At 70.0% G+C, this 13526-nt stretch carries 16 protein-coding genes; 7 read left to right on the plus strand and 9 right to left on the minus strand.

The annotated features are described in order from the left end of the window. Nucleotides 1-72 precede the first annotated feature (72 nt). The gene (gene serB / locus ACFY0U_RS15525; RefSeq protein ID WP_388635407.1) at nt 73-1284 is read left to right on the plus strand and encodes a phosphoserine phosphatase SerB; all 1212 of its coding nucleotides are present in this window, start codon (nt 73-75) and stop codon (nt 1282-1284) included. Nucleotides 1285-1362: 78 nt separating this feature from the next. Here serB and ACFY0U_RS15530 read toward each other — a convergent pair whose 3' ends face one another. The 4 genes from ACFY0U_RS15530 to ACFY0U_RS15545 form a co-directional block, all read right to left on the minus strand. Further along, nucleotides 1363-1881: a SixA phosphatase family protein gene (locus tag ACFY0U_RS15530; RefSeq protein ID WP_388635409.1), complete on the minus strand. Its 519-nt coding sequence runs from the start codon at nt 1879-1881 to the stop codon at nt 1363-1365. Between the two features lie 100 nt (nt 1882-1981). Further along, nucleotides 1982-2188: a hypothetical protein gene (locus ACFY0U_RS15535; RefSeq protein WP_388635411.1), complete on the minus strand. Its 207-nt coding sequence runs from the start codon at nt 2186-2188 to the stop codon at nt 1982-1984. A gap of 158 nt (nt 2189-2346) precedes the next feature. Then, on the minus strand, nt 2347-2463 hold the full coding sequence (locus tag ACFY0U_RS15540; RefSeq protein WP_266829118.1) for an SGM_5486 family transporter-associated protein: 117 nt from the start codon (nt 2461-2463) through the stop codon (nt 2347-2349). A 48-nt stretch (nt 2464-2511) separates the two neighbouring features. Next, nucleotides 2512-3783 (minus strand): CynX/NimT family MFS transporter, encoded by a 1272-nt coding sequence (locus tag ACFY0U_RS15545; protein ID WP_388635413.1) that lies wholly within the window; start codon nt 3781-3783, stop codon nt 2512-2514. A gap of 82 nt (nt 3784-3865) precedes the next feature. Between ACFY0U_RS15545 and ACFY0U_RS15550 the strand changes: the two genes are divergently transcribed. Continuing rightward, nucleotides 3866-4555 carry a FadR/GntR family transcriptional regulator gene (locus tag ACFY0U_RS15550; RefSeq protein ID WP_388635415.1) on the plus strand — a complete coding sequence of 230 codons (690 nt, stop codon included), beginning with the start codon at nt 3866-3868 and terminating at the stop codon, nt 4553-4555. Here the strand turns inward: ACFY0U_RS15550 and ACFY0U_RS15555 are convergent. From ACFY0U_RS15555 to fabG, 3 genes are all read right to left on the minus strand, one after another. Continuing rightward, a complete protein-coding gene (locus ACFY0U_RS15555; protein ID WP_388635417.1) occupies nt 4536-4883 on the minus strand; it encodes a hypothetical protein in 348 nt (115 codons plus the stop codon). The genes ACFY0U_RS15550 and ACFY0U_RS15555 overlap by 20 nt on opposite strands. Before the next feature lie 185 nt (nt 4884-5068). Then, nucleotides 5069-5845 carry an enoyl-ACP reductase FabI gene (gene fabI, locus ACFY0U_RS15560; protein ID WP_388635419.1) on the minus strand — a complete coding sequence of 259 codons (777 nt, stop codon included), beginning with the start codon at nt 5843-5845 and terminating at the stop codon, nt 5069-5071. A gap of 5 nt (nt 5846-5850) precedes the next feature. Beyond that, nucleotides 5851-6570: a 3-oxoacyl-[acyl-carrier-protein] reductase gene (fabG, locus tag ACFY0U_RS15565; RefSeq protein WP_388635421.1), complete on the minus strand. Its 720-nt coding sequence runs from the start codon at nt 6568-6570 to the stop codon at nt 5851-5853. Between the two features lie 241 nt (nt 6571-6811). Here fabG and ACFY0U_RS15570 point away from each other — a divergent pair, with 241 nt between their 5' ends. From ACFY0U_RS15570 to tyrS, 3 genes are read left to right on the plus strand one after another with little or no spacing between them, the layout of a single operon-like run. Then, complete coding sequence (locus ACFY0U_RS15570; protein ID WP_388635423.1) at nt 6812-8335, plus strand: TldD/PmbA family protein; 1524 nt, start codon at nt 6812-6814, stop codon at nt 8333-8335. Further along, on the plus strand, nt 8332-9726 hold the full coding sequence (locus ACFY0U_RS15575) for a metallopeptidase TldD-related protein (protein ID WP_388635425.1): 1395 nt from the start codon (nt 8332-8334) through the stop codon (nt 9724-9726). The genes ACFY0U_RS15570 and ACFY0U_RS15575 overlap by 4 nt, the downstream gene beginning before the upstream one ends. Before the next feature lie 56 nt (nt 9727-9782). Beyond that, entirely contained in the window at nt 9783-11051 is a 1269-nt protein-coding gene (gene tyrS, locus ACFY0U_RS15580) for a tyrosine--tRNA ligase (protein ID WP_388635427.1), read from the plus strand. Nucleotides 11052-11111: 60 nt separating this feature from the next. On the opposite strand, the gene ACFY0U_RS15585 is transcribed toward tyrS, so the two are convergent. Continuing rightward, nucleotides 11112-11390: a GlsB/YeaQ/YmgE family stress response membrane protein gene (locus ACFY0U_RS15585; RefSeq protein WP_388635429.1), complete on the minus strand. Its 279-nt coding sequence runs from the start codon at nt 11388-11390 to the stop codon at nt 11112-11114. Nucleotides 11391-11634: 244 nt separating this feature from the next. On the opposite strand from ACFY0U_RS15585, the gene ACFY0U_RS15590 reads away from it, so the two are divergent. Together ACFY0U_RS15590 and ACFY0U_RS15595 are read left to right on the plus strand one after the other, a co-directional pair. Next, nucleotides 11635-12033: a DUF3099 domain-containing protein gene (locus ACFY0U_RS15590; RefSeq protein WP_388635431.1), complete on the plus strand. Its 399-nt coding sequence runs from the start codon at nt 11635-11637 to the stop codon at nt 12031-12033. Between the two features lie 214 nt (nt 12034-12247). Further along, nucleotides 12248-12463, plus strand: a complete 216-nt coding sequence (locus ACFY0U_RS15595) for a hypothetical protein (RefSeq protein WP_388635433.1) — start codon at nt 12248-12250, stop codon at nt 12461-12463. Between the two features lie 6 nt (nt 12464-12469). On the opposite strand, the gene moaA is transcribed toward ACFY0U_RS15595, so the two are convergent. Continuing rightward, on the minus strand, nt 12470-13459 hold the full coding sequence (gene moaA / locus ACFY0U_RS15600; RefSeq protein WP_388635435.1) for a GTP 3',8-cyclase MoaA: 990 nt from the start codon (nt 13457-13459) through the stop codon (nt 12470-12472). Nucleotides 13460-13526 lie beyond the last annotated feature (67 nt).

Consider the following 13526-nt stretch of genomic DNA (forward strand, 5'->3'; position numbering starts at 1 on the left):
CTCAGTGTTCCCTGTCCGTCAGGCGGACCTCAGGGGCGGAAGGCACTGGGTGCCGGATACGGTGGGTACACCATGAGCGCTTCGCAGACCTCCGACGTCCCCACTCTTCTCGTCAAGATCTTCGGCAAGGACAGGCCGGGCATCACAGCCGGACTCTTCGACACTCTCGCCGCCTACTCCGTCGACGTGGTCGACATCGAGCAGGTCGTCACCCGTGGCCGCATGGTGCTGTGCGCGCTCGTGACCGAGCCGTCGCGCGGGTTGGAGGGCGACCTGCGCAAGACCGTCCACAGCTGGGCGGAGTCGATGAAGATGCAGGCCGAGATCATCTCCGGCCTGGGCGACAACCGGCCCCGTGGCCTCGGCCGTTCCCTCGTCACCGTGCTCGGGCACCCGCTCACCGCGGAGGCGACCGCCGCGACCGCCGCCAGGATCACCAAGGCCGGCGGCAACATCGACCGTATCTTCCGGCTGGCCAAGTACCCGGTGACCGCGGTGGAGTTCGCGGTCTCCGGCGTGGAGACCGAGCCCCTGCGGACCGCTCTGGTGACCGACGCCGCCGCGCTCGGCGTGGACGTCGCCGTCGTGGCGGCCGGGCTGCACCGGCGCGCTCAGCGGCTCGTGGTCATGGACGTCGACTCGACGCTCATCCAGGACGAGGTCATCGAGCTCTTCGCCGCGCACGCCGGCTGCGAGGACAAGGTCGCCGAGGTGACGGCGGCCGCGATGCGCGGGGAGCTGGACTTCGAGCAGTCGCTGCACGCGCGTGTGGCCCTCCTCGAAGGGCTCGACGCCTCGGTCGTGGACAAGGTGCGCACCGAGGTGCGGCTGACCCCCGGTGCCCGCACCCTCATCCGTACGCTCAAGCGCCTCGGCTACCAAGTCGGTGTCGTCTCGGGCGGGTTCACCCAGGTCACCGACGACCTCAAGGAGCGCCTCGGGCTGGACTTCGCCCAGGCCAACACCCTGGAGATCGTCGACGGCAAGCTGACCGGCCGGGTCACGGGCGAGATCGTGGACCGGGCGGGCAAGGCGCGGCTGCTGCGCCGGTTCGCGGCCGAGGCGGGGGTGCCGCTGGCGCAGACCGTGGCCATCGGCGACGGTGCCAACGACCTGGACATGCTCAACGCGGCCGGCCTCGGGGTCGCCTTCAACGCCAAGCCGGTGGTCCGGGAGGCGGCGCACACCGCGGTGAACGTGCCGTTCCTGGACACCGTCCTGTATCTGCTGGGCGTGACCCGCGAAGAGGTCGAGGCGGCGGACACGCACGACGAGATCGACTGAACCGTCGTACTGCGTCGCGAAGGGCCCGGCACCAGTGTGGTGCCGGGCCCTTCGCACAGGGTTCTCACATCGGTCGGATCATTCGGACGGTGCCCAGTAGTCCAGAAGCGTGGCCGTGCCCGGCTCCAGGGTCTTCCAGGGGCCGGTGAACGACAGGACGGCGAAGGCGGCGGCCGGGAAGCCGCGGCGGTTCATCCGCTCGCGGGCATCGCCCTCGGCCGAGCCGGCCAGGATGTCGGCGAGGCCCTGCACACCCGGGTTGTGGCCGATCAGGACGATGTTCCGCGCGTCGTCGGGGGTCTCGTTGAGCACGGCGATCAGTTCGCCGGGCGAGGCTTCGTAGACCCGCTCCTCGTAGACGGTTTTCGGCCGGTGCGCGAACTCCTGCACGGCCAGCTTCCAGGTCTCGCGGGTCCGGGTCGCGGTGGAGCACAGGGCCAGGTCGACGGGGATCTCGGTGTCGGCCAGCCTGCGCCCGGCTTCTGCGGCATCCTTCCGGCCCCGGTCGGCGAGCGGCCGCTCGTGGTCGGTCACCTGTGGCCAGTCGGCTTTCGCATGCCGGAAGAGGACGATCCTGCGGGATTCTGCGACGCTCATGAGACCCAGCTTCGCATGAAACAGGCCATAAGGCGCAGGGAGTTGACATGCGGCTCCACCAGTGCGTGGAGGCGGTGGAGGACCGGTTCCGTCGGGGTGTTCAGCGCGTGACCAGCTGCTGTATGCGCTGGAAGAGCTGGGTGATCAGGGGATCGTCCGCGGCGGCGTGCGCGTCGGACGGGTTCAGGATCAGCGCGAGCAGGGTGATGAAGGCGAGCGTCGGCAGGGCGAGGGCCCACCAGGGCAGCCGGATGTCGACGCGTCCCCGGGTCGCCGGGTGGGGCGGGGTGTGCGTAGGGGCCGACATGGTTGCCTCCGCGTCTTCGAGTGGGCCGGTGGTCCGCTGTGCCGCGGTCACATCTCGAAGTTACGGAATCCCGGGCCCTCAACCCATCCGGTGATCCACCCAGTTGACCCTGAGACCCGCCCCCTAGGGGATGGTGGGGCTAGCCCCACCATGCCGGTTCAGGGGGAGGCGATCGACGCGATGACGGCGATGATCACGAAGATGGCGAGGAACGCGCCGAAGACGAGCAGCATCTTCTTCTGGCCGTTCTGCGGGTTCGGGTCGAGCACTGGCATACGGCCAGTCTCGCACCCCCGACCGGCACCGGATCCGCCGGGGTGGCGTCAGCGGGCCGCCTCTTCCTCGACCGTCCTGTCACGTCCCGCGAGGACGCCCACGACCATCTGCGGGACCATCAGGGCGGCCATGAGGGCGATCGGCAGGCCCCAGCCGCCGCTGTGCTGGTAGAGCACGCCGACCAGGAGCGGGCCCGGGATGGAGATCAGATAGCCGGTGCTCTGCGCGAACGCGGACAGCTGGGCGACGCCGGCGCCGGTCCTGGCCCGCATCCCGACCATCGTCAGGGCCAGCGGGAAGGAGCAGTTGGAGACGCCGAGCAGCAGGGCCCAGACCCAGGCTCCGGAGGCGGGCGCGAAGTAGAGGCCGGCGTATCCGGCGAGGCCGCAGACGCCGAGCACGAGGACGATGGGGCCCTGGTGCGGCAGCCGGGTGGCCAGGCGCGGGATGACGAAGGCGAGCGGTACGCCCATCACCATCGTGACGGCGAGCAGCAGTCCGGCCGTGCTCGCGGGCACGCCCGCGTCCCGGAAGATCTGGGCCATCCAGCCCATGGTGATGTAGGCGGCGGTGGCCTGGAGTCCGAAGAAGACGGCGAGCGCCCAGGCGGTACGGCTGCGGGTGATCCGCAGTGCGGGCCGCTCCTCGCGCGCGGGTTCCTCGGCGGCGGGCGCCGCCCCTCGCCGCCGTACGGACGGGATCCACGGCAGTACGGCCGCGGCGGCCAGCCCCGCCCAGACCGCGAGCCCGGTCTGCCAGTCGCCGCCCAGCCTGTCGGTGACCGGCACGGTCACGGCGGCCGCGGTGGAGGTGCCCAGGGCGAGGGCCATCGAGTAGAGGCCGGTCATGGAGCCGACGCGGTCCGGGAACCAGCTCTTGACGATGACGGGCATCAGGACGTTGCTGACGGCGATGCCCATGAGGGCGAGGGCGCTGGCGGCCAGGAAGCCGACCGTGCCGCCCGTGTACGGCCGTATGAGCAGGCCTGCCGTGATGGCGACCATGCCGGCGCACACCACCGCTCCCGGTCCGAAGCGGCGGGCCAGGCGTGGGGCCAGGACGCCGAAGAAGGCGAAGCAGAGCGGGGGCACGGAGGTCAGCAGCCCGGCCACGCTCCCGCTCATGCCGAGGCCGTCGCGGACCTCCTCCAGGAGCGCGCCGAGGCTGGTGATGGCGGGGCGCAGGTTGACGGCGGCCAGGACGATGCCGAGCACGAGCAGCCGGGCCGGCCACGCGCGTGTGGCCGTCGCCGGGGGTTCGCTCGCCGCCGAGCTGCGGATGTGCGGGGACGTCATCGTCCGGGTTTCCTCGCTTGCCATGCCGCCCATCATAGAATCATGGGATGATTGGTTGTCCATCCCCCGGCTGCCCCGGGTCGGCGATCCCATGCGAAGGTGTGCCATGCCTCTGAGCCACCCCCGTCGATCGGCGCTGTCCGAACAGGTCATCGCGGCGCTACGGCAGCAGATCACCTCGGGCGAGTGGCCGGTCGGCTCGCGCATCCCGACCGAACCGGAGCTCGTCGAGCAGCTCGGGGTGGCCCGCAACACGGTGCGCGAGGCCGTCCGCGCACTCGCGCACAACGGCCTGCTGGACATCCGCCAGGGCTCGGGCACCTATGTCGTGGCCACCAGCGAGCTGGCCGGTGTGATGCACCGCCGGTTCGCCGACGCCGACCCCCGGCACATCGCCGAGCTGCGCTCCACGCTGGAGTCGTCCGCGGCGAGGCTGGCCGCCGCGCGGCGTACGGAGAAGGACCTCAAGCAGCTCGAAGCGCTTCTCGTACGGCGTGAGGAGGCGTGGGAGTCGGGGGACGCGGAGGCCTTCGTGACGGCGGACTCGTCCTTCCACCTGGCGGTGGTGGCGGCTTCGCACAACGACGTGATGTCGGCGATGTACGCGGATCTGGGCGAGGTGCTGCGGGACTGGCTGCGCGAGGACGTCGGCGAGGAGCTGACGCCGGAGACGTACATGGACCACGCGCGGCTCGTCGACGCGATCCGCGCGGGTGACGCGGAGACGGCCGCGGCGGAGGCGGCGGGCTATCCGTTCCTGTGCCGGCCGGGCCGGTTCACCGCTTCTGGTGGCTGACCCACACCGAGCGGACTTCCTTCCAGCAGCGGCCGTCCAGCCGTACGGTCTGCGCGGGTCCGGCCTCGACCGGGGCACCGTCGCTGTCGACGTCCCACCAGCGGTCGCACTCGATGTGCAGCCGGACGCGGTCGACGTCGGGGTACGGGTTGTGGCAGTACGCGGTCACACGGGAGCCGTTGACCCTGCTGTAACAGGCGGCGCCGAACAGATCCGGTTGCTCGGCCTTCGGTCTCTCCACGCGTGCGTGCGGCGACGCGTCGTGCGGCAGGGTCAGCAGGAGGGCTACGGCGACGGCTGCTGGGGCCAGGCTGCGGGACAGGCGCACAAGGGGACCTCCTCGGCCGTGCTGGGGAGGGAATCGCGCGGTGAACGCGTAATCCAGAGTGCGCGGTTGTACCGCTCCCCCGCCCGACCGGATAGGCCGAACGGGTTACTCCGCGCGGACGCGCCGAGGGGCCGCACCCGGAAAGGGTGCGGCCCCTCGATGTCGGCCGAGGCTCAGCGGCGGCGTTACGCGCCGATGGCGTGCAGACCGCCGTCCACGTGGACGATCTCGCCGGTGGTCTTCGGGAACCAGTCGCTCAGCAGGGCGACGACGCCCTTGCCGGCCGGCTCCGGGTCCTCCAGCTTCCACTCCAGCGGGGAGCGGCTGTCCCACACGGACGCCAGCTCGGCGAAGCCGGGGATCGACTTCGCAGCCATGGAGCCGATCGGACCGGCCGAGATCAGGTTGCAGCGGATGTCGTGCTTGCCCAGGTCACGCGCCATGTAGCGGTTGGTGGCCTCCAGGGCGGCCTTGGCCGGGCCCATCCAGTCGTACTGCGGCCAGGCGAACTGCGCGTCGAAGGTCAGGCCGACGACGGAGCCGCCCTCGGTCATCAGCGGCAGGAGCGCCATGGTCAGCGACTTCAGGGAGAAGGCGGAGACGTGCATGGCGGTGGCCACGGACTCGAACGGCGTGTTCAGGAAGTTGCCGCCGAGCGCGTCCTGCGGCGCGAAGCCGATGGAGTGCACGACACCGTCGAGCCGGTCACCGAGGTGCTCACGGACCTGGCTCTCCAGGCGGGCGAGGTGCTCGTCGTTGGAGACGTCGAGCTCCAGGACCTTGACGTTCTCCGGCCGGGGCAGCTTCTTGGCGATGCGCTCGGTGAGGGTCGGGCGCGGCCACGCGGTGAGGATGATCTCCGCACCCTGCTCCTGGGCCAGCTTGGCGGTGTGGAAGGCGATGGAGGACTCCATCAGCACACCGGTGATGAGGATCTTCTTGCCCTCGAGGATTCCAGCCATGGTGTTCAGTGACCCATTCCCAGTCCGCCGTCAACCGGGATGACGGCTCCAGTGATGTACGAGGCGTCGTCCGAGGCGAGGAACCGCACCGTCGCGGCGATCTCCTCCGGCTGCGCGTAACGACCGAGCGGCACCTGCTTGACGATGTTCTCGCGCTGCTCGTCGGTGAGCGCCTTGGTCATGTCGGTGTCGACGAAGCCGGGCGCGACGACGTTGAAGGTGATGTTGCGCGAGCCGAGCTCACGGGCGAGGGACCGCGCGAAGCCGACCAGGCCGGCCTTGGAGGCGGCGTAGTTGGCCTGGCCGGGACCGCCGTACAGACCGACGACCGAGGAGATGAGGACGACGCGGCCCTTCTTGGCGCGGAGCATGCCGCGGTTGGCGCGCTTGACGACGCGGAAGGTGCCGGTGAGGTTGGTGTCGAGGACGGACGTGAAGTCCTCCTCGGACATACGCATCAGGAGCTGGTCCTTGGTGATGCCGGCGTTGGCGATCAGGATCTCGACGGGACCGTGCGCGTCCTCGATTTCCTTGTAGGCCTGCTCCACCTGCTCGGTGTCGGTGATGTCGCACTTGACGGCGAGGCAGCCCAGTTCCGTCAGGGCGGCCGGTGGCTCACCCGAGCGGTACGTGATCGCGACCTTGTCGCCGGCTTCGGCGAAAGCTCGGGCGATGGCGAGGCCGATGCCCCGGTTGCCTCCGGTGACGAGAACCGAGCGGCTCAACGGATCACCCTTTCCATAGCGGTCTGAACTCACCCGCCCGGCATCTCGATGGCAGGCGGCTTCCTTCGAAACCTATCGGTCTGCCCCCGCGCGCGGACATTCGGGCACCGACAGTGGCTCAGGGGCCGCACTGTCGGGTCCCTACAGAAGACGGCGACCACGCACGGAAACTTATGGTCTCCGGAGCCGCGCGCACGACATGATCGGAGTCCACAGGTCACGAGAGCAGGGAGATACCTCGGTGCCTCATACCATCGACGAAGCCTTCACAGCGCTTCCCCTACGCGCCCTGGCCGACGCCGCGCTGGCACGCGCGCGTGCGCTGGGCGCCGAGCACGCGGACTTCCGGTTCGAGCGGGTGCGCAGCGCGTCCTGGCGGCTGCGGGACGCCAAGCCCGCCGGGTCGTCGGACACCACGGACCTCGGGTACGCGGTACGGGTCGTGCACGGCGGCACATGGGGTTTCGCGTCGGGCGTGGATCTGAGCATGGACGCGGCGGCGCGGGTCGCCTCGCAGGCCGTGGCGATGGCGAAGCTGGCCGCCCAGGTGATCAAGGCGGCGGGTTCGGACGAGCGTGTCGAGCTCGCCGACGAGCCGGTGCACTCCGAGCGGACCTGGATCTCGTCGTACGAGATCGATCCGTTCACCGTGCCCGACGAGGACAAGGCCGGACTGCTCGCCGACTGGAGCGCGCGGCTGCTGGCGGCGAACGGGGTCAACCACGTCGACGCGTCACTGCTGACCGTCCACGAGAACAAGTTCTACGCCGACACCGCCGGGACCGTGACCACCCAGCAGCGGGTGCGGCTGCATCCGTCGCTGACCGCGGTGTCGGTCGACGAGTCGAGCGGCGAGTTCGACTCCATGCGGACCATCGCGCCGCCGGTCGGCCGCGGCTGGGAGTACCTCACGGGCACCGGCTGGGACTGGGACGGCGAGCTCGAGCGGATCCCGGAGCTGCTCGCCGAGAAGATGCGGGCGCCCAGTGTCGAGTCGGGCGTGTACGACCTGGTCGTCGACCCGTCCAACCTGTGGCTGACGATCCACGAGTCCATCGGCCACGCCACCGAACTGGACCGCGCGCTCGGCTACGAGGCCGCCTACGCCGGCACCTCCTTCGCCACCTTCGACCAGCTCGGCAAACTCAGGTACGGCTCCGACCTGATGAACGTCACCGGCGACCGCACCGCCGAGCACGGCCTCGCGACCATCGGCTACGACGACGAGGGCGTCGCGGGCCAGTCCTGGGACCTGGTGAAGGACGGCACGCTCGTCGGCTACCAGCTGGACCGGCGGATCGCGAAGCTGACCGGTTTCGAGCGGTCCAACGGGTGCGCCTTCGCCGACTCCCCCGGGCATGTGCCCGTGCAGCGCATGGCCAACGTCTCGCTGAAGCCGGACCCGGCCGGGATGTCGACGGAGGACCTGATCGGCGGGGTCGACCGGGGCATCTACGTCGTCGGCGACCGGTCCTGGTCGATCGACATGCAGCGCTACAACTTCCAGTTCACCGGCCAGCGGTTCTTCAAGATCGAGAACGGTCGGATCACCGGCCAGCTGCGGGACGTCGCCTACCAGGCGACCACCACCGACTTCTGGGGTTCCATGGCCGCCGTCGGCGGTCCGCAGACGTACGTCCTCGGCGGCGCCTTCAACTGCGGCAAGGCCCAGCCGGGTCAGGTAGCGGCGGTGTCGCACGGCTGCCCGTCGGCCCTCTTCAAGGGAGTCAACATCCTCAACACGACGCAGGAGGCCGGTCGATGAGTCCTCGTACGAACAAGCCGCACGAGATCGTCGAGCGTGCCCTGGAGCTGTCGCGGGCCGACGGCTGTGTCGTCATCGCCGACGAGCAGTCGACGGCGAACCTGCGCTGGGCCGGCAACGCGCTCACCACCAACGGCGTCACGCGCGGGCGCACGCTCACCGTCATCGCGACCGTCGACGGCAAGGAAGGCACCGCCTCCGGGGTCGTGTCCCGGGCCGCCGTCACCGTGGACGAGCTGGAGTCCCTGGTCCGGGCCGCCGAGGCCGCCGCGCGCGGTGCGGCACCCGCCGAGGACGCGCAGCCGCTGGTGACGGACGTACCGGCGTCCCCCGACTTCACGGACGCGCCCAGCGAGACCTCCTCCGCGGTGTTCGCCGACTTCGCCCCGGCGCTCGGCGAGTCCTTCGCACGCGCGCGTGCGGGCGGCCGCGAACTGTACGGCTTCGCCAACCACGAGCTGGTCTCCAGCTATCTCGGTACGTCGACGGGTCTGCGCCTGCGCCACGACCAGCCCAACGGGACGCTGGAGCTGAACGCCAAGTCCCCGGACCGTACGCGCTCGGCGTGGGCCGGCCGCTCCACCCGGGACTTCAAGGACGTCGACCCGGCCGCGCTGGACGCCGAGCTCGCCGTGCGCCTCGGCTGGGCCGAGCGGAAGCACGACCTGCCCGCCGGACGGTACGAGACGCTGCTGCCCCCGACCGCCGTGGCGGACCTGCTGATCTACCAGATGTGGTCGGCGTCCGGCCGGGACGCGGTCGAGGGCCGGACGGTGTTCTCCAAGCCCGGCGGCGGCACCCGGCTCGGCGACCGGCTGACCGAGCTGCCGCTGACCCTGCGCAGCGACCCGAACGAGCCGGGCTTGGAGTCCGCGCCGTTCGTGCTCGCCCACTCCTCCGGCGGCGACTCGTCGGTGTTCGACAACGGGCTGCCGCTGACGGCCACCGAATGGATGCGGGCGGGCGAGCTGAGCAGCCTGCTGACCAGCCGGCACAGCGCCGGGCTGACCGGGCTGCCGGTGGCGCCGGGCATCGACAACCTGATCCTGGACGGCGGCGAGGACCGCTCGCTGGAGGAGATGGTCGCGGACACGGAGCGCGGGCTGCTGCTGACCTGCCTCTGGTACATCCGCGAGGTCGACCCGGCCACGCTGCTGCTGACCGGTCTGACCCGGGACGGCGTCTATCTCGTCGAGAACGGCGAGGTGACCGGCGAGGTCAACAACTTCCGGTTCAACGAGTCGCCGGTGGACCTGCTGGGCCGGGCCACCGAGGCCGGGCGCACGGAAAAGACGCTGCCGAGGGAGTGGAGCGACTGGTTCACCAGGGCCGCGATGCCGGCCCTGAGGGTGCCGGACTTCAATATGAGCTCTGTCAGTCGGGGCGTATAACCTCGTAGCTGGTTGTCACCCGACCGCCGAAGATCATCCAAGGAGATACGAGAACCGTGACGGACATCGTCGACGAGCTGAAGTGGCGCGGGCTGATCGCCCTCTCCACTGACGAGGACGCACTGCGCAAGGCGTTCGCGGACGGCCCCGTCACGTTCTATTGCGGGTTCGACCCGACCGCACCCAGCCTGCACCTCGGCAACCTCGTGCAGATCCTGACGATGCGCCGCATCCAGCAGGCGGGCAACCGTCCGCTGGGCCTGGTGGGCGGTGCGACGGGTCTGATCGGCGACCCCAAGCCGACCGCGGAGCGGACGCTGAACTCGCCGGACGTCGTGGCCCAGTGGGTCGAGCGGCTCCGGGCGCAGATCACCCCGCTGCTCGACTTCGAGGGCCCGAACGCCGCGATCATGGTCAACAACCTGGACTGGACCCAGGGGCTGTCGGCCATCGAGTTCCTGCGGGACGTCGGCAAGTACTTCCGGGTCAACAAGATGATCGCGAAGGAGGCCGTCGCCCGGCGGCTCAACTCCGACGCGGGTATCGGCTACACCGAGTTCAGCTACCAGATCCTCCAGGGCATGGACTTCCTGGAGCTGTTCCGCAGGCACGGCTGCACGCTCCAGACCGGCGGCAGCGACCAGTGGGGCAACCTCACCTCGGGCACCGACCTGATCCACCGGGTCGAGCCCGACGCCGTGGTGCACGCGCTGGCCACGCCGCTGATCACCAAGGCCGACGGCACCAAGTTCGGCAAGACGGAGTCCGGCACGGTCTGGCTCGACCCGGAGATGACCACGCCGTACGCCTTCTACCAGTTCTGGCTGAACGCGGACGACCGTGACGTCTCCAAGTTCCTGCGCATCTTCAGCTTCAAGTCCCATGAGGAGATCGAGGAGCTGGAGCGGCAGACCGAGGAGCGTCCACAGGCCCGTGCCGCGCAGCGCGCGCTGGCCGAGGAGCTGACGACGCTGGTGCACGGCGCCGACCAGACGGCCGCGGTGGTCGCCGCGAGCCGTGCGCTGTTCGGTCAGGGCGAGCTGGCGGACCTGGACGAGAAGACGCTCACGGCGGCCCTCTCCGAGGTACCGCACATCCAGGTCGCCGAGCTGGGTCTCGTCGTGGACCTGCTCGCCGAGGTCGGTCTCGTGGCCAGCAAGTCCGCCGCGCGGCGGACCGTGAAGGAGGGCGGGGCCTACGTGAACAACGCGAAGGTCGCGGCCGAGGACGCGGTTCCCGCCAAGGAGGACCTGCTGCACGGTCGCTGGCTGGTGCTGCGCCGGGGCAAGAAGAACCTGGCGGCGGTCGAGGTCACGGGCGCCTGAGCACACAGCGAGAGGGGCGGTCTCCCGTGCGGGAGGCCGCCCCTCTCGGCGCGAGTGCGCTCAGGTCCGCTGTTTCCTCTTGCCCAGCGTCGCCATGTACAGCATGTCGCCGACGCCCACGATGATGATCGCGGCGATGAGCTGGAACGCGTGGCGGCTCCAGTCGATGCCGGAGGTCTCCTCGACGCCCGCGGCACGCGCGATCGCGTTGCCGGCGATGGCGCCCAGCATGCCGAAGATGGTCGTCAACCAGAGGGGACTGTGCTGCTTGCCCGGGATGATCGCCTTCGCGATCAGACCCAGCACGAATCCCACGATGATCGCCCACAACCAGCCCATGGCTGCCTCCTAGTACGGCTCGACGTGAGCATTACGCCCAGTGTCGACCCGTGCGCGGTACGGCGCATGTCGAGTAAGCCGTACGCGCTACGGCGCAGGCCGCTCGCCCGGACGGGAGGTGCCCCGGTCTCGTAGGCGGCGGAGGCGCGGCGTAACGTAGGACGTGTCCGGGCCCGGTTCCTTCGCCGGGGGCGGCGTGGGTACGGGCCGGGGAGAGTCCGATGCGGGCGGATGGTGGAATGTGATGCGGAAGCAGCATGCGGCAGGCAACGCCCAGGTTTTCCGGATCACCGGGGCTCGTCAGGGGCTTCAGGACGATGTCCGCGGCCGGCAGCGGCGGTATGTGATCTCGATGGCTGTGCGTACGGCGTCGGTGATCCTCGCGGTCTCGCTCTGGAACGTCGAACGGCACGTCGCGATCGTCGCGTTGGTGCTGGGGGCTCTGCTTCCCTATGTAGCGGTGGTGATCGCCAACGCGGGGCGGGAGAACGCGCCCTCGTTGCCGTCCACGTTCGTCACCGTGCCGACGCCTCCGATGATCGCTCCGCCGAGCGCTCAGGGGGCCGCCGCGGAATCGTTCCCGGAAGACATCGTGGGCGATTCGGAGGCGGGTGTGCGGGGGGAACCGCGCGAGCGGACATGACCTTGGCGGAGGGTCCGAATCCGGAAGTCACCTCCGTACCAAGCTCAAGAAAAGCTCAGATCAATCATGTTGTTCCAGTGCCGGGCGACGGGTTACCCGTGACATACTTCCTACGCGCTCCGCATCCCCCGTCGGAGCGACAGACCGACGCCGGGCAGCTCCCCCCGTGGCTGCTCGGCGTCGCCTTGTTCACGGCACTTTGTGAGACGAACCAGTGAGTGAAGAACCCGCCCCGATCTGCTCTGCGAAGGGCTGCCGCCTGGATGCCGTGTGGGTGCTCGCGTGGAACAACCCGAAGATCCATACGCCGGAGCGTCGCAAGACGTGGCTGGCGTGTGAGGAGCACCGGGAGCACCTGTCCCAGTTCCTTGGTGTGCGGGGGTTCTTGAAGGACGTGGTCCTGCTCAAGGAGTGGGAAGAGCGGGGCTAGCTTGCTCTAGCCGCCGATCGCCGACATGGGCCGGTCCGGCTGGACGAACGTCGGGTCGTCCAACCCCGCGCCCGCCTTCTTGCCCCACATCGCCACCTTCCAGATGCGGGCGATCTCCTCGTCCGGCGCTCCCGAGCGCAGCGCCGCGCGCAGGTCGGTCTCCTCCTGTGCGAACAGGCAGGTGCGGACCTGGCCGTCGGCGGTCAGACGGGTGCGGTCGCAGGCGGAGCAGAACGGGCGGGTGACCGAGGCGATGACACCCACCACGTGCGGGCCGCCGTCGACGATCCAGCGCTCCGCCGGGGCCGAGCCGCGCTTGTCCGAGCCCTCCTCCGTCAGCTCGAAGCGGGTGCGCAGGGAGGTCAGGATGTCCCCGGCGGTGATCATCCCGTCGCGCTTCCAGCCGTGCTGGGCGTCCAGCGGCATCTGCTCGATGAACCGCAGCTCGTAGTCGTGCTCGACCGCCCAGGCCAGCAGGTCGGGGGCCTCGTCGTCGTTCAGCCCCGGCATCAGCACCGAGTTGACCTTCACCGGGGTCAGGCCCGCCTCACGGGCCGCGTACAGGCCCTCGACGACGTCCTTGTGCCGGTCCCGGCGGGTCAGGGTCTTGAAGACGTCCGGACGCAGCGTGTCCAGCGAGACGTTCACCCGGTCCAGGCCCGCCGCCTTCAGCGCGGTGGCGGTGCGCCTGAGACCGATGCCGTTGGTCGTCAGGGACATCTGGGGGCGCGGCTCCAGGGCCGCGACCCGCTCCACGATGCCCACCAGGCCCGGCCGCAGCAGCGGCTCGCCGCCCGTGAAACGGACCTCCTCGATACCCAGCGAGGTGACCGCGATGTCGATCAGACGGACGATCTCGTCGTCCGTGAGCAGATCCGGCTTGGCCAGCCACTGCAAGCCCTCCTCGGGCATGCAGTAGGTACAGCGCAGATTGCACCGGTCGGTCAGCGAGACTCTCAGGTCGGTGGCCACCCGGCCGTAGGTGTCGATGAGCACGTGGGCCCCCTCCCTCGTCTGCGAAGCACTGCGGAGCACTTGAGAAGCACTCGTCTACCGTCACCTG

The sequence above is a fragment of the Streptomyces sp. NPDC001536 genome (assembly GCF_042894505.1).
GTDB lineage: Bacteria > Actinomycetota > Actinomycetes > Streptomycetales > Streptomycetaceae > Streptomyces.